12 protein-coding genes are annotated in these 20,110 nt (G+C 46.8%); 9 read left to right on the top strand and 3 right to left on the bottom strand.

What is annotated here, in order from left to right; all coding sequences use genetic code 11:
• The first annotated feature begins 42 nt into the window (after positions 1-42).
• From GC130_RS11965 to GC130_RS11945, 5 genes are all read left to right on the top strand, one after another.
• The gene (locus GC130_RS11965) at positions 43-3,111 is read left to right on the top strand and encodes a TonB-dependent receptor (RefSeq protein WP_151998544.1); all 3,069 of its coding nucleotides are present in this window, start codon (positions 43-45) and stop codon (positions 3,109-3,111) included.
• Positions 3,112-3,134: 23 nt separating this feature from the next.
• Positions 3,135-4,904: a RagB/SusD family nutrient uptake outer membrane protein gene (locus GC130_RS11960; RefSeq protein ID WP_151998543.1), complete on the top strand. Its 1,770-nt coding sequence runs from the start codon at positions 3,135-3,137 to the stop codon at positions 4,902-4,904.
• Between the two features lie 272 nt (positions 4,905-5,176).
• Positions 5,177-8,554: an FG-GAP-like repeat-containing protein gene (locus tag GC130_RS11955; RefSeq protein ID WP_151998542.1), complete on the top strand. Its 3,378-nt coding sequence runs from the start codon at positions 5,177-5,179 to the stop codon at positions 8,552-8,554.
• Positions 8,555-8,560: 6 nt separating this feature from the next.
• Entirely contained in the window at positions 8,561-10,666 is a 2,106-nt protein-coding gene (locus GC130_RS11950; protein WP_151998541.1) for a thioredoxin domain-containing protein, read from the top strand.
• 216 nt (positions 10,667-10,882) lie between these two features.
• Positions 10,883-11,437: an FKBP-type peptidyl-prolyl cis-trans isomerase gene (locus GC130_RS11945; protein WP_151998540.1), complete on the top strand. Its 555-nt coding sequence runs from the start codon at positions 10,883-10,885 to the stop codon at positions 11,435-11,437.
• Positions 11,438-11,482: 45 nt separating this feature from the next.
• Here the strand turns inward: GC130_RS11945 and GC130_RS11940 are convergent, their stop codons facing one another.
• Complete coding sequence (locus tag GC130_RS11940) at positions 11,483-12,787, bottom strand: Gfo/Idh/MocA family protein (protein ID WP_151998539.1); 1,305 nt, start codon at positions 12,785-12,787, stop codon at positions 11,483-11,485.
• A gap of 273 nt (positions 12,788-13,060) precedes the next feature.
• Between GC130_RS11940 and GC130_RS11935 the strand changes: the two genes are divergently transcribed.
• The 4 genes from GC130_RS11935 to GC130_RS11920 all read left to right on the top strand — a co-directional run bounded on the left by GC130_RS11935 (position 13,061) and on the right by GC130_RS11920 (position 17,791).
• Positions 13,061-14,113, top strand: coding sequence for a PmoA family protein (locus tag GC130_RS11935; protein ID WP_151998538.1), 1,053 nt, complete (start codon positions 13,061-13,063; stop codon positions 14,111-14,113).
• Positions 14,114-14,120: 7 nt separating this feature from the next.
• A complete protein-coding gene (locus GC130_RS11930; RefSeq protein ID WP_151998537.1) occupies positions 14,121-14,948 on the top strand; it encodes an SDR family oxidoreductase in 828 nt (275 codons plus the stop codon).
• An 81-nt stretch (positions 14,949-15,029) separates the two neighbouring features.
• Positions 15,030-16,430: a glucuronate isomerase gene (gene uxaC / locus GC130_RS11925; RefSeq protein WP_151998536.1), complete on the top strand. Its 1,401-nt coding sequence runs from the start codon at positions 15,030-15,032 to the stop codon at positions 16,428-16,430.
• Positions 16,431-16,483: 53 nt separating this feature from the next.
• A complete protein-coding gene (locus tag GC130_RS11920) occupies positions 16,484-17,791 on the top strand; it encodes an MFS transporter (RefSeq protein ID WP_151998535.1) in 1,308 nt (435 codons plus the stop codon).
• Between the two features lie 3 nt (positions 17,792-17,794).
• Here the strand turns inward: GC130_RS11920 and GC130_RS11915 are convergent, their stop codons facing one another.
• Both GC130_RS11915 and GC130_RS11910 read right to left on the bottom strand, forming a co-directional pair.
• Positions 17,795-18,820, bottom strand: coding sequence for an LLM class flavin-dependent oxidoreductase (locus GC130_RS11915; RefSeq protein WP_151998534.1), 1,026 nt, complete (start codon positions 18,818-18,820; stop codon positions 17,795-17,797).
• A 145-nt stretch (positions 18,821-18,965) separates the two neighbouring features.
• On the bottom strand, positions 18,966-20,057 hold the full coding sequence (locus GC130_RS11910) for a DUF1573 domain-containing protein (protein WP_193217841.1): 1,092 nt from the start codon (positions 20,055-20,057) through the stop codon (positions 18,966-18,968).
• Positions 20,058-20,110 lie beyond the last annotated feature (53 nt).

Raw genomic sequence — 20,110 nt, 5'->3', positions numbered from 1 at the left:
AACAATTTAAATTCATTACATTATTTATAAACCCTACTTACTATGAATGAAATTTTATCAAAATGTAAGCGAGTCCTGTGGTGCTTTCCGGTGGGACTAGCACTCGTTGTGATTTGCTCCGGCCAGGCGATCGCCAGGCAGGATTCGACGGTATCAGGTACGATCACATCTGTGGAAGATGGCTCGGCTCTACCTGGTGTCAACGTGATTGTGAAAGGAACAACCACGGGAACAGTGACAGATATTGATGGAAAATACTCTCTAAGGGTTCCTTCAAGAGACGCCGTTTTGGTGTTTAGTGCCATCGGCTTTTCTACCACAGAAGTGACCGTCGGCTCGCAGTCTCAAATAAGTGTTGGGATGGAAGTTGATGTCAAATCACTTTCTGAAGTAGTCGTTGTTGGTTACGGAACGCAGGACAAGCGAGACGTGACAGCAGCTATCGGATCAATCGAAAGTGATGCGATTGTAAGAATTCCAACATCCAATGCAATGGAAGCCATGAAAGGGCAAATTGCTGGTGTAGACGTTCTTCAGAATGGTGGCCGTCCAGGCCAAAATTCAAGCATTACAATTCGGGGAAGAAGATCATTAACAGCTTCAAACGACCCTCTTTTTGTGGTTGACGGAATCCCGATGACGGCTGGAACAAACTCCATACAAGATTTTAACCCGTCCGACATAGCTTCTATGGAGGTACTGAAAGATGCGGCTGCTACTGCTATTTACGGTTCAAGGGGATCTAACGGTGTGGTGCTTATTACTACCAAAAGGGGAAAACCCGGCAAGACTTCTGTAACCTATTCCAGCAGTTACGCCGTCACGCAGCCCTTCAGAACTATTCCTATGATGAACGGCTCAGAGTTTGCTGACTTGAAAAGAGAAGGCAGCAGAGTAGATGCTACAGGCAGATCAGGGCGTGCTGCATGGGGAGATGCAGGATCGTCTATCCCAGCCGACGACGCCGTTTTTATTGACCCGGTGGAATTAAATTCTGTCCAGAATGGTCTCTCAACTGATTGGCAAGACCTTATCTACCAAAATGGTTCACAGATGAATCAGCAGGTTAGTGTAAATGGTGGTACCGAAAAAACGCAGGTAAGCCTGGCGCTTAGCTACTTTAAAGAAGACGGTCTGATTGAAGGTATCGACTACAGAAGATATACCGCAAGAATCAATGTCGATCATCAAATCAATAAGATATTCAAAGTAGGTGTATCCTCACTCTTCTCAAATTCCACTCAGAATTGGGGTTCTGGATCCGTTATTTCAGAAGCGGTCAACCAAACACCCCTTGGTTTACCATATGATGATAATGGAGACCTCATCTTCCTTCCGATATCGGACGGTATTCGTTCCAATCCACTGAGCGAACTGGTGCCAGGCAAAAGAATTGACGAAAGAAAAATAAACAGAGTATTCTCTTCTGTTTATGCCGAGGCTCAAATTTTGGATGGCTTAAAGTATAAATTCCTTTTAGGTCAAGATTACCAGTTCTGGGAAAGAGGCCTTTTTGAAGGTCAGTTCACCAACCCAAGGAAAAACGGAACTCCTTCAGCCTCGCTGTTCAATCAGCAAAGCTTTGGTTATACATTGGAGAACATCTTAACGTATAATAAGTCGTTTGGTGATCATGATTTGGGGCTTACTGGTCTTCAAAGTGTTGCCCAGCAAGACTCCACACAAAATGGTATGTCCGCTATTGATTTGCCATATGAAACAGCTGAATGGTACAACCTCGGATTGGCCACGATATCCCAATATGGTACCCGTTACGAACAATACAGATTATTGTCCTATATGGGCCGTGTGAATTACTCATTCAAAGGCAAGTATCTGTTTCAGGCTAGTATGCGTTGGGATGGATCGTCTCGTTTGGCAGATGGCAATAAATGGAATGCATTCCCGGGTGTGTCAGCAGGATGGAGAATTAAAGACGAGGCGTTTATGTCAGGTGTAAGGGTTGTGAGTGACCTGAAACTGAGGGCATCCTATGGTAAAGTTGGTAACACGGCTGTATCGCCGTATCAGACACAGGGTACCCTGGGACAATCAATTTACGACTGGAACAACGTCGATGCCCGTGGATTCCAACTTTCATCTATCCCTAACCCGGATTTATCATGGGAGTACTCAGAAACTACGAACATAGGTGTAGATTTTGGGCTTTTTGATAACAGGCTAAGTGGTTCATTTGAATATTATCGCACGTCGTCTGGTACGTCTCTACTGTTGAGAAGAGCACTTCCTCCAACTTCTGGTTATGCTTCGATCCTGCAAAACATTGGTGGAACGCAAACCAACGGATTTGAAATCACACTTAATTCTACCATTCTGGATATGTCGAATGGATTGAGATGGACAGCCGACTTCAATTTGGGTAGTTACAACGAAGAAATTGTGGATTTGGCCCAGAGAGATGCCGACGGAAACAAAGTAGACGATGTAGGCAATGGCTGGTTTATCGGACAACCTATCCGTTCTTTTTACGATTACGAAAAAATAGGAATCTGGCAAGTGTCTGAAAAAGATCAGGCTTCAGCATTGATGGGCGCATTCCCAGGTGAAATTAAGCTGAAAGACCAGGATGGCGATGGAACAATCAGCCCTGCAAATGACCGGATTATCCTTGGAAACGACGTGCCGGCCGCCTATGGCGGTTTGAATACTCGTGTAGAATTCAAAGGCTTTGATCTTTCGATGTTTTTCTACTATCGTGTGGGCTTCCTCATCCAATGCGACTTCTGCAACGGTCAGGCGACCATGCAGGCTCGTTATAACAACCTGGCGGTAGACTATTGGACGGTTGATAATCCGACAAACGATTACCCAAGACCAAATATTAACCAGGAAAACATTTCTTTTGGCAGCACCTTGAGATATACTGATGGGGGCTATATGAAGCTTAGAAATATCACTCTTGGGTACACGCTTCCTAATAGTGTACTTGATAAACTTAAATTTTCGACTGTCAGAATTTATGCAACTGCACAAAACCCAATTGTTTGGTCAAAATTCAAACAATTTGACCCCGAAAGAGGTGGAAATATCGGATCGGGCGAGATGCCTTCCAACCAGCTTTTCTTAGGTGGACTTAACATATCATTTTAGGGTCTATCAAAACACGATAAATTATGAAAATAACGAAATATATTACATCGAAATTACTGGTTCTAACGTTTGTTGCGTTTACAATCCAGTCGTGTTCAGATTTTCTTGATGAGAAACTGATTTCGGACGTATCTGCAGGAAGTTATTATACTACAGCAGCCGGTCTTGAAGATGCTGTGGACGCCTCCTACTCGTTCCTTCGGGAGATTCACAGTAATGAACGGGCCTATATGTTAACCATATTTGGCACCGACACACACACGAACGGCGCAGATGGGGGGTATAAGTCGTTCAACTTTTATGATAATGGCCTCAATCCTGCTGTCAACATCCTGGATCAACAATGGACCTTCCTTTACCAGGGGATTAACCAAGCCAATGCGGTATTGAATAGGTCTGAAGCAGTTACAAATATGAGCGACGCAATCAAAACTCAGCGTCGTGCAGAAGTTCGCTTCCTGAGAGCCTACTACTATTTCTACCTGGTGCAAACCTGGGGTGATGTGTACCTTACTTTGGAAGAAACGATTGGGGCTGAAGTAGAGGCGGCTCCGTCTCCACAATCTGCTGTTTACTCGGAAGCAATTATTCCTGATCTTGAATTTGCTATTGCCAACCTGCCTGAAACTCAGAGTAACTACGGTAGAGCAACTAAAGGTGCAGCAGAGTTTCTACTTGCAAAAGCTTATTTGACCAGAGGATACCAGTCTTTTGGGTCACCAGCTGACTTTGCCAGTGCCAACACGTTGTTTTCTAACGTAATCAATGACCGTGGCTATGCGTTGGTTGATTCCCACGATGCCCTTTGGGATCAGGATAATCAGCTCAACTCCGAAATCATCTGGGCTGTTCAGTACTCTACGGACTTGATCTTGAACGGTGGAAACGGTGGAGTGGGAAACAGAGGTCATCTTTACTTCCTGATGGAGTACGACATTCGTCCTGGTATGATTCGTGATATTAACGGAGGACGTCCATTTAAACGTTTCAGACCCACTGACTATATGGTTTCGGTTTGGGAAGAAACACGTGAGATTGATGACCGATATGACCAGACCTATAAGCATGCCTACATTTCGAATAACCCGAATAATATTCCAAAATGGGAGCAGATTCACGTAGATAATAACGCAGTGAAAGCTGATGGATCTACTGTTACTTCTTCAGATATCGGATCTAACCGATTCGAAGTAGGTGATACTGCCATATTTGTGCCGGGCCCCGGAAGAGATGCCGAATGGATGACTGGTAAGAAGCTTCAAGTTAGATATAATGTTATAACTAAAGACGCCGCATTTGAGGGCGATCAGTATATCTACACTGAAAGACTCTTCCCCACGTTGAGTAAGTTCATCGACCCACGAAGACCAACAATACAGTGGGAACGTGGATCAAGGGACTGGTTTGTGATGAGATTGGCTGACGCTCACTTGCTTCGTGCCGAAGCTCGCTTCCAGACAGGAAACAATGCAGGTGCTGCAGAAGATATCAACGTAGTAAGAACCCGTGCCGCCAAAGAAGGTGCGGAAGCAGCCATGCAAATAACAGCAGCTGATGTCGACCTTGACTTAATTCTGAAAGAGCGTGCTCTCGAAATGGACGGCGAGCAGTGCCGCTGGTTCGACCTTGCAAGAACAGGGAAATTGGTGGAATATGTGAGAGCATACAATCCGTTAGGAGCTGACAACATCGAGGACTATCATATTCACCGTCCGATACCATTGACCCAAATCGATCGAACTTTGGGCGGATACCCTCAGAACTGTGGCTATCCTGGATCGGATTGTAATTAAACTTCAGTAATAATTAAATAGTAGTTTTTGATGGGCCGGGCATATTGCCTGGCCCTTCTTATTTTATTACAGGCAAGAGCAAGACTCAAATCAGCCTCCTGGCGACCGCCACCTGAGAGTAACTTTTTCCTTGTTGTGGACAAATAGAAGCGCCGGTGAATATCCTTTAGTCTTGCAAAGCCTTTAACTTTGACCTAATTTTAAAAGAGCAGGTAAATCAGTCAGCAACCATTAAATTTTAGCTGACTATCTATCTAAATCATACTGCCACTATGCTGTTTAAACTACAAATACATCTAAACTCCATTTTCGGAGGACTTCTGCTTTTATCGATACTTGCGGCCTGCGAAACCAAGCCGGATGTCATCTCGACGCCTGAAGAGAAGAAGGAAGAACCCGTTTTTAAAAGGCTCCCCGGGGCCAGCAGCGGAGTTACTTTCCGCAACGACGTGGATGAGAACTACAACAACTACTTCGATAATTTCGCCTATGTGTACAATGGCGGTGGCGTTGGCATTGGAGACATCAACAACGACGGACTTTCAGATATATATTTTACAGGCAATGAAGTACCCAACAAGCTTTACCTCAATGAGGGGGACCTGAAATTCAAAGACATTTCTCAGTCAGCTGGAGTAGAAGGCAACGGCCGGTGGAACAATGGCGTGACCATGGTAGACATCAATGGCGATGGCTTGCTTGATATATACGTCTGCAAGGGTGGCTATCACGATAGCGAAGAAGAAAGAACCAACTTACTATATATCAATCAGGGAGACCTGACCTTCAAGGAACAGGCAAAAGACTTCGGGCTTGACGAGTCTGGCTACTCCATACATGCGTCATTTTTTGATATGGACAATGACAACGACCTGGATGTTTACCTGACTAACAGACCAGATTCGTTTGACCTGCCACTCACTGAAATGATCCGGCAAAAGAAGCTGTCCCCCTCCTTCAGCAGAGATAAGCTTTACAAAAACGAAAATGGCAAGTTCCGTGAAATCGGTGCCCAGGCGGGGATCAAAAATAATTTTGGCTATGCCCTCAGCGTAGTTACCGCCGACTTTAACGGAGATGGCTATACCGACATTTTTGTTGCCAATGATTTTGCTGAAGGTGACTATATGTACATCAACCAGAAAAACGGCACTTTCAAAGAGCAGATAAAGGAGACTACCAATCATATCTCCATGTATTCGATGGGAACAGATGTGGCAGACATCAACAACGATGGGCTGGAAGACATTATGGTCACCGAAATGCTGCCAGAAGACTACAAACGATCAAAGGTTTCCATGCCCTCCATGGACGTCGAAGGCTTTTACAATATTGTGAACGGAGGCATGCATAAGCAGTACATGCACAATGCGCTCCACCTAAATCAAGGGAATTCATTCTTCGGCGACATTTCGCAAATGGCCGGAGTGTCCAAAACAGAATGGAGCTGGTCGGTACTGATGTCTGATTTTGACAACGACGGATACAGAGATGTTTTTGTAGCGAATGGCTATCGCCGTGATGTGTTTGATGGAGATCTTGATAAGAAATTGCGGGATTTTGTTTTAAAAAATAAAAGCAAGTACACGTCGATGAACGACATGCTCAAAAATGGTTACAAGGATTTTATTGATGTGTATGACCCCATTAAGGTGAAAAACTACCTTTTCAGAAACACCGGCAACCTGCACTTCGAAAATGCCATAGAATCATGGGGCTTTGATGAAACCAGCTTCTCCAATGGTGCTGCGGTAGGCGACCTGGACAACGATGGAGACCTGGAACTCGTGGTCAACAACCTGGATGACGAAGCGTTCATTTACGAAAACACTTCTTCTGACAGAAACAACTACCTGAAAGTAAAACTCGAAGGACCTGCCACAAACGCACATGGCATCGGAGCCAAAGTCACCATATACTACGACGACAAAATTCAGTTTTTCGAGAACAAAACCGTAAGGGGCTATCTTTCGTCAAATGACCCGGTAGTCCATTTCGGTCTGGGGCAAGTTGCTGGTATTGACAGCCTTAATGTTTCATGGCCTGATGGCATGCAGAATACTATGTCTGTTGCTGGTGTCAATCAAATAGTAGTTGTCGCCCACGAGACGGCAGTGACGCCAAAGAAACTGCCCGCTTCAAAAGAGTTATTATTCCAAGCCTCACCGGGAGTGCTGGCGGAAGCCTTTGTGCACAAAGAAAACGAAGTGAATGAGTACAAAGACCAAACGTTGCTGCCACATAATTTCTCAAAGAGCGGGCCTTTCATGTCAACTGGAGATGTTAACGGAGATGGAGAAGATGATTTATTCATTGGTGGTGCTTCTGGCCAGGCCGGGCAACTTTATGTACAGTCAAAAGGCAAGCTGGTTAAAAAATCTACAGCCGCCTTTGCAGTAGATAAAAGCTATGAAGACATGGGATCCACAATGTTCGATGCTGACGGTGATGGAGACCTCGATCTCTATGTTGTGAGCGGAGGAAGCGAGTTCCCTGATAAAGCCGACCAATACAAAGACAGGCTCTATTTGAATGATGGGAAAGGGAACTTTGCCAAGTCAGCAACCATCAATACGCAAAGCAGTGGATCCTGCGTAGTGGCGTACGATATTGACAGCGATGGCGACCTCGATCTTTTCCGTGGTGGGCACGTTATCACCGGTGCCTACCCCTACTCCCCCAGAAGTTATGTGTTGATTAATGAGTCCGGGCAATTTATCGATCAAACCAAGGCACTCGCTCCAGACCTTACCGACGTGGGCATGGTAACCTCCGCCATCTGGGCCGACTTGAATGGCGACAAAACGGCCGAACTGGTGATTGTTGGCGAATGGATGCCTGTGATGGTATTTGCCAACGTTAACGGGAAGCTGAAAAACGCCACCGTGATCTACGGACTTGACAAAACGGAGGGCTGGTGGAACAAAGTGGTGGCCAACGATATTGACGGCGATGGAGACCAGGATTTGATTGTTGGCAACCTTGGCGAAAACTACAAATTCAAAACCAACTTGGAAAAGCCATTTCAGGTGTTTGCCAAAGACTTCGACAACAATGGAACCAATGATATTTTTCTGGCCCGTTACTACAACGACTCTGTTTTGGTGCCCGTTCGTGGTATCGAATGCAGTTCAGGCCAGGTGCCATCCATTCGACAAAAATTCCCCAGCTACCTCTCCTTCGCAAGCTCGGATCTTCAATCGATCCTCGGGCCGGGAATGAGCTCAGCATTGAATAAAAAAGTCTATACTTTTTCAAACGCCATTCTGGTCAACAATGGCGCAAAGTTTGAAAGTAAAAAACTGCCTATCGAAGCGCAGCTATCAGCGGTCAATGGCATACTCATAGAGGATTTTGATGGCGATGGTATCAAAGACCTTCTCGTGGCGGGCAACAACTTCGACACAGAAGTAGAAACTACCCCCAATGACGCCTCGCCCGGAGCGTTTTTGAAAGGACTTGGTAACTTCGAATTCAAAGCAGCGGGTAGCCTTCAAAGCGGCTTCTTTGTACCCTACAATGTAAAAGATGTGCAAATGATCAAGTCTGGGGCGAACTGGCTGGTGCTGGTTTCATCCAATAATGACATCCTAAGGGTTTTTTCGACCTCCCGGACCACCTCTGATGAAAAAGTAGCGCTCAATAAATAGTTGGATATGCGTGTAGAGAGAAAAGGATGGGCCTGGGTTGTTCTCGCAGTCTTGGTTTGTGCAGGATGCAGTTCGCCGGCGACAGAAAACACCGAATCGCTCAATCGCCTGGCGAAAGCGAGCAGCCCCTACCTGCGTGAACATGCCGACAACCCCGTGGACTGGTATGAATGGGGAGACGAGGCTCTGGCAAAGGCGGCCAGTGAAGGCAAGCCGCTGATCATAAGCATTGGCTATGCATCGTGCCACTGGTGCCATGTGATGGAGGAAGAGTCTTTTATGGACACCACGGTGGCTCGCATCATGAATGAGAATTTTGTGGCAATCAAAATCGACAGAGAAGAGCGGCCCGACGTCGATCAGGTATACATCGACGCTGCCCAACTCATTTCGGGCCGTGCTGGTTGGCCACTGAATGCCTTTGCTCTACCGAACGGGAAGCCATTTTATGCCGGCACCTATTACCCGAAAGATCAATGGATCAACTTATTATCTCAGATAACAACAGCCTACAAAGAGGACATTACCAACGTCCGGAAACAGGCTGATGCCGTAACAGACGGGATTGTGCTGAACGATATGATAAGCCCCCAAGGAACGGAGGAACAAGCGGATATCTTATCAGTCTACAATACCATATTCCCGGACTGGGAGCCTGAGCTAGATTACCTCTCTGGCGGCCTGGCGGGTGCTCCCAAGTTCCCAATGCCTGTGGTTTGGGAATTTTTACTACAAGAGCACAAGCAAAATAATAATGAGCGTGCCCTGAAAGTGGTCAGCACAACCCTTGATGCTATGGCTGCTGGCGGGATTTATGATCACCTGGCGGGAGGATTTGCCAGGTACTCAACTGATGCAGACTGGAAGGTGCCTCACTTTGAAAAAATGCTGTACGACAATGGCCAGCTAGTTAGCCTGTACGCCCATGCCTATCAGGTGACGAAAAATGAGACTTACGCTCAAATAGTAGAAGAAACGCTCTCCTTCGTAAGTGAAGAATTGACCTCGCCTCAATCTGGCTTCTATTCATCGCTGAATGCAGACAGCGAAGGTGGAGAAGGCACATTTTATGTCTGGACAAAAGCTGGGATAGAAGCAACCCTTGACACAGAGTCGGCTGAGCTTTTCTGCGACTATTTCGGTGTTACCGAAGAGGGCAATTGGGAGCACGGGAAAAACGTCTTATACAAACAAACGCAGCTCGAAGAATTGGCCGCAAAACATGCAGTGACCGCAGATGCGGCAATATTGGCACTTGAGAAATCGAGAAAAAAGCTTTTGGAAGCCAGAAACAAGCGCATCCGCCCATCGCTGGATGACAAGATACTCACCTCCTGGAACGCCCTGATGCTGTCGGGCTATTTAGATGCCTATTGGGCGCTGGGTAAGGCGGAATATCTGGATATCGCTCTTAAGAATGCTGATTTTCTGAAGAAAAACATGATAAGAAGCGACGGCGGGCTGTGGCGAAGCTATACAAATGGCGGGCCGTCAATCGAGGCCTTTCTCGATGACTACGCCTTCCTGTCACTTGCACTCATTCAGCTATATCAGGCTACATTCGACATCCGCTGGCTTGAACAGGCCCGCAGCCTTGCCGACTATGCCGTCACACACTTTCACGACCCATCAAATGTTTTTTTTTACTACACATCCAACACGTCGGAGCAGTTGGTGGCAAGGAAATTCGAAATCGCCGATCAGGTAATCCCCTCCTCCAATGCGGCAATGGCAGAAGTGCTTTTCAAGCTCGGGCATTACTATGAGTCTGCCACTTATCTGGACATGAGCGTAAAAATGGTAGGCTCACTATCAAAAGACTTCACCCAAAGTGGCCCTTACTTCGCCAAATGGGCGAGCCTGATGGGCTTGCTGGTGAACGAACCGTTTGAAGTGGCAGTAATGGGGCCAGATGCACTGGAAAAAAGCCAACTTTTGATGAGGGAGTATCACCCAGGAATGCTGCTAATGGGAGGGAACAGTGAAAACCTTCCTCTGCTTGAAAATAAGCTCATTGAAGGCGAAACCATCATTTATGTTTGCCAAAACAAAGTATGCAAGCTTCCAGTAAAAAGTGTAGAATTGGCTCTGAAGCAGCTTAGCAACAATTAGGGCTTTCATTTTAGAGTTAGCTTCGCCCAGCTTTGCCATCTTTTTTGAGACATGCCTGATGTTTTTGGTGTTTTACTCATGTAAAACCGGCTAATAAAAGTTCCTTTTCTTCTAACTTTGAGCCTAACAAATCGCAAAGGACTTTAAACCATTTGAGTCTATGTGGGTCTTATCAACTATTATGAGTTCGCTAACTTTAAACAGAAACCTTAACTAATGAGGATTGTACTAAATAGAACCTTTGCCTTGAAAGCAAATATTTTCCTGACAGCATTCATTTTTCTCTTTTCAGGATGCAACAAAGATGTAGCCGAACCGCTGACTGCCCAAGATGTTTTGGACAGCACACTTAAAAATGTAGATCAGACTCAGCTGGAAACAGATACAAAGATCATTGACGATTCACTGGCAGTTTGGGGCCTCAAAGATATTGTTTTGACAGAACCAAATGGCGTTCGTTACAAAATTGACGCATTGGGCAATGGGGAAAAGCCCATATTGGAAAGCGTTGTGTGGATTAAGTACTCAGGCAAGCTGCTTAGCACAGGCGAGGAATTTGACGCCGGCGATAAACTGGAAACCTATCTTTACAGACTCATAGCCGGCTTCCAAACAACACTACCCCTTATTCCAAACGGGTCTACCATCACATTATATATTCCTTCGGGACTTGGCTATGGGGCAAATGATGTGCTTGACAATTCCGGCAAGGTGGCCATCCCAAAAAACTCCAATCTCATTTTTGATATTGAGTTGTTTGGGGTCTTTTAGGGACAGCCTTTTCTCATAGAGATATCAATCGCTGCCTCCTGAGCTTTATATCTTTTTCGGAATGGCGTACGGTGCCCGGTACTCTCTTTTCGTCAAGGCATTGGCCTCATCGTCACCCGGGAATGTTTCCGTTTTGGGGTCGAAGGTTAAAACACGACCAGTGTGATAAGCAATATTCCCCAGGTGAGCCAGGCCGGAAGACAAATGGGCTGTCTCAACGGGTGCATTGCACAGAGCCGGGTTTTTGGCCAGCACTGCATCGACAAAGTTTTGATAGTGGCTACCACCCTCCTTTTTTGTCGGGCCGGGGGTTCTGTCTTTACCCAAAAACGTTTGGTACTCGTTGTAACCATTCACCACCATGTACCCCTCACTGCCGTAAAAGATGTTTCCAATGCCGACGCCATCTTCCTTGTTGGTCATCCATGGGCGAACCTCGAACTGAATCATCTTCTTTTGATCCGGGTAGTGGTAGGTGGAAGTCAACACTTCAGGGGTTTCTTTGTAATCATCCCACAGGAACTTCCCTCCCATTGAGGTGATCTTTGTTGGCAGTCCAACGTCCAGGCCCCACATGCACAGGTCGGTTTCGTGAATCCCCTGGTTTCCTACGTCGCCGTTGCCATAATTCCAGCTCCAGTGCCAGTTGTAGTGCACGTAGTTTCTGGAAAAGTCCCGCATCTCGGCAGGGCCAGTCCAAAGATCGTAGTCCAGTCCTGCTGGCACGGCCTCCGTTCCTTTGTCGCCGATGTCGGGCCTCCACTTGAACACAAGTCCTCTGGCCATATAAACATTGCCAATGAGCCCGTCACGCAGGTGCTGTATCGCCTCTTGTATCGCCACTGAGCTCCGAAGCTGAACGCCGTGCTGAACCACACGGTTGTACTTCTTGGCGGCTTCAATCAATTTCTTTCCCTCATACAGGTTGTGGGTTCCAGGCTTCTCCACATAAACATCCTTGCCAGCCTGCATGGCCCAAATGGCGGCCAGTGTGTGCCAGTGATTTGGCGTGGCTATACTCACTGCGTCAATGTTTTTATCGTTGAAGACCTTCCTGAGGTCCTGCTCCATTTTTACCTTAGCCCCATATGTCGCCTCAAATTCTCCGGCTCTGGTGGTCAGGATATTTCTATCAGGATCACACAGCGTAGCCACCTGAGCTTTGTCAAGTCCCTGAAATCCCTTGATGTGATCTTTCCCTCTTCCGTTTACACCAAGTACAGCCACCTGCACCTTGTCATTGGCTCCAAAGGCACTTGAGGGAATAATAGTAGGAAAGCTCAACGCAATAGCGGCTCCTGTAGTGTTTTTAATAAACTTTCTTCGGGTGAATGGTTCTGGCTTTTTCATAATAGTAATGTAGGTTTTTATAATATTGCGAATCGCTATTCATTCACTAAGTGAAGGTGAAATGAAAACGGCTTGTGCAGCGCTGGGAGGTAGAGAACGCCCCTACAAAAAGGCGCTTTGCTACTATAAGACGGATTTTTCTTTCGCCACCCTTAGTTTGTTTTTTCACCCAAGAAAAAAGCTAGAGACATGTAAGGATCGGCCATCAAAATTTCGTCATAACTATGACAATTCGTAAACTCACCCAAAATCAAATTATAAACCACATCATTAATGAATCTACTAAGTAAAATTGCAAAAACAGGTACTGCATTATTCCTGTTTGTACTGATCGCCCATGTTGGGTATGCACAAATGAAGGCTGTGAAGTTTGTAACTGACGAGAAGAACAAAAAGGTAGATGTGATGATAGATGGAAAACTCTTCACATCTTATATCTATCCCGAAGACCTGGACAAGCCAGTACTATACCCAATATACACGGCAAACGGAACAGTGATCACAAGGGGTTTCCCCAGAGATCCAAGAGCAGGAGAGCGGATAGATCACCCTCATCATGTGGGGTTGTGGTTCAATTATGGAGATGTGAATAATCTTGATTTTTGGAACAACTCTTACGCCATTCCAGCCGAACAAAAGAAAGACTATGGTAGCATCCGTCATCAAAAAGTTATAAAAGCAGAAGGCGGCAAGGGCAAAGGCACGTTGGTGGTTCAATCCAATTGGGCAGACAATTCAGGCAAAGTACTATTGGTGGAAGAAACTACGCTGGTATTTTCAGGTACTGGCGATTTGAGGACAGTAGACCGCACAACGAAACTAACTGCCCAAAAAGACAAAGTGGTCTTTGAGGAGTCAAAAGAAGGCATGATGGGCATCAGGTTGGATCGTGCGTTTGAAGAACCCAGCAACAAGCCGGAAGTATTTACCGATGCCGCCGGCAATCCAACAACCGTTGCTGCCCTTAACAACGAAGGTGTGAACGGTGTGTACAGAAACAGTGGTGGGCTTGAAAAAGGTGACGTATGGGGCAAACGAGCCGACTGGGTCAGCCTTTCTGCTACCAAAGGAGACGAAGATATTACCATCGCCATGGTAGACAACAAGAAAAACATGGGCTATCCAGCGCACTGGCATGCTCGTGGTTACGGGCTGTTTGCAGTCAACAACCTGGCTTCCAAAGCTTACGTCCCCACCGATCCAGAGTTTACTACCACACTGAACCCGGGCGAATCTATCGTTTTCAACCACAGGGTACTGCTCAGTTCCGGTAAGTTTTTGAGTGACGAAGAAATGAACAAACAGTTCAAAGAATTTAACAAGTAGGCTATTCATGAATCAATCCCCCAACCAACTATTTTCAGTAGAAGGCAAAACAATTGTGATCACTGGCGGCACCGGCATATTGGGCTCGGTGATGGCGAAAAATATGGCGGCAGCAGGCGCTCATGTGGTCGTTCTCGGCCGAAGGGAAGATGCGGGTAACGGCCTCGTCAATGACATCGAAAAAACTGGTGGTAAAGCCAGCTTTTTCAAGACCGACGTACTGGACAAAGAGAACCTGTTAGGTGTTAAGAAAGACATCCTGAAGGTTACCGGGCGAATTGATGTTTTGGTCAATGCAGCTGGCGGAAATATGCCAGGGGCTACCATTTCACCTGACAAAACATTCTTTGACCTTGATACGAAGGCCTTTCAGCAGGTAGTAGATCTAAACCTGCTGGGCACAGTGCTACCCTCCCAAATATTTGGTGAAGTAATGGCCGCCAACAAAAAAGGCATTATTATCAACATTTCATCTATGTCGGCCTTCAGGCCTATCACCAGGGTGGTGGGCTATTCTGCTGCAAAAGCAGCTATCGACAATTTCACGCAGTGGCTAGCTGTAGAAATGGCAAAAAAAGTGGGTGAAGGCATACGTGTAAATGCGATTGCGCCAGGATTTTTCCTCACCGAGCAAAACCGAGCCTTGTTAACTAACCCTGATGGAACGCTAACAGCCCGGGGAAATGCTGTGATCAACCAAACACCATTTGGCCGATTTGGCGACGCCGAAGAGCTCATTGGAACCTTACTTTGGTTGTGTTCCGACGCTTCCAAGTTTGTTACCGGAGTGGTGGTGCCAGTTGACGGCGGATTCAATGCCTATTGTGGAGTTTAGTCAGCGATAATTTAAATATTTAGAACGCATGTCCATGGAAAGCGTGCAACCAACAGGACTTCTTACGATTAACACCTAAACATGAACCCAACCTTTTTAACCGAGGACTTCCTTTTACAATCGGAAGAAGCAAAACAACTATATAACAAGCATGCTAAAAATGCTTCCATCGTAGACTACCATAATCACCTCTCTCCGAAAGATATTGCTGAGAACCGGCAGTTTTCGGATCTCACGGAAATCTGGCTTGAGGGAGACCACTACAAGTGGAGAGCAATGCGAATCAACGGCATCGATGAGCGCTACTGCACCGGCAACGCCACTCCTGAAGAAAAATTCGTGAAATGGGCGGAAACAGTGCCGAAAACCATGCGCAATCCACTTTACCACTGGACCCACCTGGAGCTTCAAAGGTATTTTGGTGTGACAGAACTCCTCAACGGTAAAAGTGCTCGGAAGATCTATGAAGATTGTTCCAACATGCTGCAAAGGGAAGACTTCAGGGTGCAGGGTTTGCTGGCAAAAATGAATGCAGAGGTTGTTTGCACGACGGACGACCCCTGCGATGACTTGCATTACCATGAGGCAATGCAGTCGTCAAAAACGCTCAAAATGCTGCCAACCTTCAGACCTGACAAAGCATATACATTTGCTGGTTCTGCATCATATGCTACCTACGTCCAAAAACTAGCAGAAGCCTCTTCCGTCAATATCAGCTCTCTTCAGGGCTTATTTACAGCACTTGAAAACAGAGTAAATTTCTTTCATGACCACGGTTGCCGTGCGGCGGATCATGGGCTGGAAACTCTTCCTTTTAGCAACATTACCGAAAAAGAAGCCGAGAAACTCTTCATTCAAGCCCTGGAAGGGCACCCATTGACTACCTCTGAGGCAGTTGGTCTGCGTTTTATTATCCTAAGTCACCTGAGCACACTTTACCACAGCAAAGGCTGGGTACAGCAATTTCACCTTGGAGCCTTAAGAAATAACAACGACAGGATGCTACGGGAGCTGGGCCCTGACACTGGCTTTGATTCCATTGGCGATTTCCCACAGGCCCAAACCATGGCCAGGTATTTCAATCACCTTGACAGCAGCAATCAACTGGCAAAAACCATCCTTTACAACCTCAACCCTGCTGATAACGAGCTGTTCGCTACTATGACGGGCAATTTCAACGACGGAACAACCGCCGGGAAAATGCAATGGGGAAGCGGCTGGTGGTACCTCGACCAGAAAGATGGCATGGAGAAGCAAATGAACACACTATCCAACATGGGCCTCCTCTCTGTTTTTGTGGGTATGGTCACCGATTCCAGAAGCTTTCTATCCTTTCCAAGGCACGAATACTTCAGAAGAATACTTTGTAACCTCATTGGCGAAGATGTGAAAAACGGTGAGCTTCCAAATGACATGGCGCTGCTGGGTAAAATGGTAGAGGATGTTTGTTACAACAATGCTAAAACCTATTTTGGCTTCTGATTCGTAGCTACCTTGTAACGGATCCTACGCATCTTCGAATTTAGTCAACGCACATGCCAGCCGACTCTTCTCATTCGCTCAAATCAAGCGTAATAAAGAACTATCGCTGGTATGTTTGTGCCTTATTGTTCTACGCCACCACCCTCCGGTATGTGGACAGGCAGGTCATAGGCATACTTAAGCCCACGCTGGAACAGTATTTTGGCTGGAGTGAAATCGACTACAGCCATGTGGTGATGGCTTTCACTGCATCCTACGCCTTGGGCTTGCTTAGCTTTGGCGGACTCATCGACAGGATCGGCACCAAATTGGGCTACTCCCTTTCCTTGATCATTTGGAGCCTGGCCTCTATGGCACATGCACTAACGACTAGAACTATTGGCTTTGCCTCAGCAAGAGCAGTCCTGGGGCTGAGTGAGGCAATGAATTTACCAACAGCCATCAAAACCGTGGCAGAATGGTTTCCGAAGAAAGAACGAGCGTTGGCTACTGGCATTTTCATTAGCGGTACCAACGTTGGTGCTATTGTGGCGCCAATCCTCGTACCCATTATTGTCTCCCTGTGGGGCTGGGAAGAAGCCTTTATCCTTACCGGAGCCATGGGGTTTGTATGGCTCGCCTTGTGGTGGAGATTCTACGACATCCCAGTATCGCAAAAAAGGCTAAGCAAGGAGGAATACGACTACATCCACAGCGATGATGAAGAAAAAGATGAAAGTACCATAAGGGTTTCGTGGCTCAAACTGCTTTCCTTTCGTCAAACCTGGGCATTTATTGTTGGTAAATTCCTTTCAGATCCCATTTGGTGGTTCTTCTTGTTTTGGCTGCCCTCCTACTTTGTCAATGCCTTTCAGGTCGACTTCACCAAGCCTAGCCTGCTGCTGGCGATTATCTACACTGCCACCACCCTGGGTAGTATCGGGGGTGGCTACCTGTCGAGCTGGCTGATCAAAAAGGGTTGGCCTATCTTCAAAGCCAGAAGAGTGTCGATGCTGGTGTTTGCCCTTTGTGTAGTGCCGATTATGCTGGCGCAGTTCCTAAGTAATTTGTGGATCGCCGTCGCATTAGTCAGCCTGGCGGCGGCATCACATCAGGGTTGGAGCGCCAACATTCTCACAACCATAGGAGATGAATTCCCAAAAAAGGTCATCAGCAGCCTGATTGGTATTGGCACATTAGCGGGCGCCCTTGGTGGTGTGTTGTTTCCAATTGTTGTGGGGCGGTTGCTAGACTACTACAAGGCGCTTGGAGACATTAATGCCGGCTACAGCGTGCTTTTCATCATTTGTGGGTGCGCTTATGTGGTAGCGCTCATACTGATGCACCTCATTTCCCCCAGACCTGCTACGATAAAGATCTAGCCGCTACCCCTGAATCAACGGTTTTATTCTCGTACCAATCAGGTCATAAGCCTGCATGGTTTTTTCATGAGGAAGGTTGGCATTGTCCATTTGGAAAGTCACCCGATCTATGCCTCCTAATGCCTCGCTGTGCCGTAAAATTTTCTCAGCCACTTCCTCGGGGCTTCCCAAAAGCAACGAGCCCAGCGGCGCCCGTGCCATTTCAAATCGCTCTCTTGTCATTGGCGGCCACCCACGCTCTTTCCCTAGCCTCGTCATATTGGCAGAAAAGCCCGGGAAGTAGTCTGCTATAGCTCCTTCTGTCGTGTTTGCCACATACCCCAGGGAGTGCAGCCCTACTTTCATCTCGTTTTCGGGGTGGCCAGCCTCCAGCCATGCCTTCCTGTACAAGTCGACCAGTGGACGAAACCGATGCGTATCGCCGCCGATGATGGCCACCATGAGTGGAAGTCCAAGCATACCAGCCCTGGCAAACGACTGCGGCGTGCCGCCCACTCCCAGCCAAATAGGCAATGGGGTTTGAACTGGTCTTGGATAGATAGGTTGATCCACGAGCCTCGGCCGGAATTTACCTGACCAGTTGGCAATTTCATTGTCACGGATATGCAGCAGAAGCCCCAGCTTCTCAGCAAAAAGCTGATCATAGTCCTTCAGGTCGAAGCCAAAAAGAGGAAAGGCTTCTATGGAAGAGCCCCTGCCTACCACCATTTCCGCTCTGCCTTTGGAAATGAGGTCGAGCGTCGCATGGCTTTGGAACACCCTCACCGGATCGGCAGCGCTTAGCACTGCTACGGCGCTTGTTAGCCTTATGGTTTTAGTACGAGCGGCCGCCGCCGCCAGAATGGTGACGGTAGAGGAATCGAGGAACTCCCTGCGATGATGTTCACCGATGCCAAACACATCCAACCCAGATTTATCCGCATGTTCAATTCTTTCAAGCAAATTGGCCATCGCCTGCATGCTGTCTGCCTCAACACCGGATTCACTATCCGACACAATCGAAGCAAAGCTGTCTATTCCTATTTCCATATGACAATTACTGTTTTTGACACAAAAACACTTCGGATGAACACAGACTCGTTAAAGTAAATTCCCGTCATTTAGAAGCGGGTCTCTTAAATGCAAAAAGCCGCTCTGGAGCGGCTTTCATACTGTGTGAATTTTGAGATACTTTTTACTCTACATAAGCCTTCACTGTCAGCGTCTGTGCTGAGGCTGTTGGGTCATTGGAGAAAATAGTAATGGTCTTCTGTTGTGTTCCCTTTCTTCCCTTGGGGTCGAAGGTAACTGACAGTATACCGGTTTCGCCCGGCTTTAAATCCTCTTTGCTTACGGTAGAAACAGTGCAACCACAGTTGGTTCGGGTGTCTCTGATATTGAGCGGAGATTTACCTGTGTTTGTATAGGCAAAGTCGAACGAAACGCTGGCACTTTGCTGAATCCTTCCAAAATCATGAGTCACTTCCTGAAACGATAACCTTGCTGCTTTGGCTTTTTCGGCGTCTGTCATTGGTGGGAAATATTCTTCTATCGTGGCCAGCACATAAAGCAGCTTCTCACCACTCTCTGCCTCATCTGTAAAAAGCTTCACATTGTCAGAATTATAGCCAAATCTGGCTTTTTCTTTTGCATCATAAGTTACAACGACTTTGCCTACCTTCTTAGGCTCCAAAATCAAAGGATCATACGACACCTTGATATGAGCCGGCGCTTCTATGTTCTCTTTGAATGTGATGGCTGCGTCGCTGTCGTTATATACCTCAAATTCTTTCGTTATGGGCTTTTCAGTTGTAATCACACCGAAGTTCATCGACCGGTACTTGAACCGGGTGTTTCCCAATTTGCTCGGATAGTCATCGGCAGGTGTTCGTGGCTTGGGCGTCACATTGCCCTTTATGTATAAATAGCTGGTAGCTCCAGCGGATGAGTTGCTGGTGACGGTAAGCGACTTCCTAAACGAACCCGGGCGGTTAGCTGGGTTGTACTGCGCTTTGACAAAACCTTTTTCTCCGGGTAATACAGGCTCCTGGCTCCAGCCAGGGGTAGTACAGCCACACGAGGCTTTCACACTGGATATCACCATAGGCGCATTGCCTTTGTTCACAAACTCAAAAGTGTGGGTAATGGGGCCCTCCTCTTCTCTTACATCTCCAAAATCGTGTTCTGTTTCGGTAAACTCGGCGACGGCACCACTTTGCGCTACTGCACTACTTGCAGCAAAAAACAGCAAACTGCCCATCAAAAATGTAAATACCAGCCTTTTCATTGTCTCCATATTTTTCATCCTAAACTTGTTACGAAATAACGCAGTCGGTAGTT

Source organism: Imperialibacter sp. EC-SDR9 (genome assembly GCF_902498805.1).
Lineage (GTDB): Bacteria > Bacteroidota > Bacteroidia > Cytophagales > Cyclobacteriaceae > Imperialibacter.
Note: the sequence above shows the minus strand (reverse complement) of the source record. Positions and strands in the feature narration are given on the sequence as shown.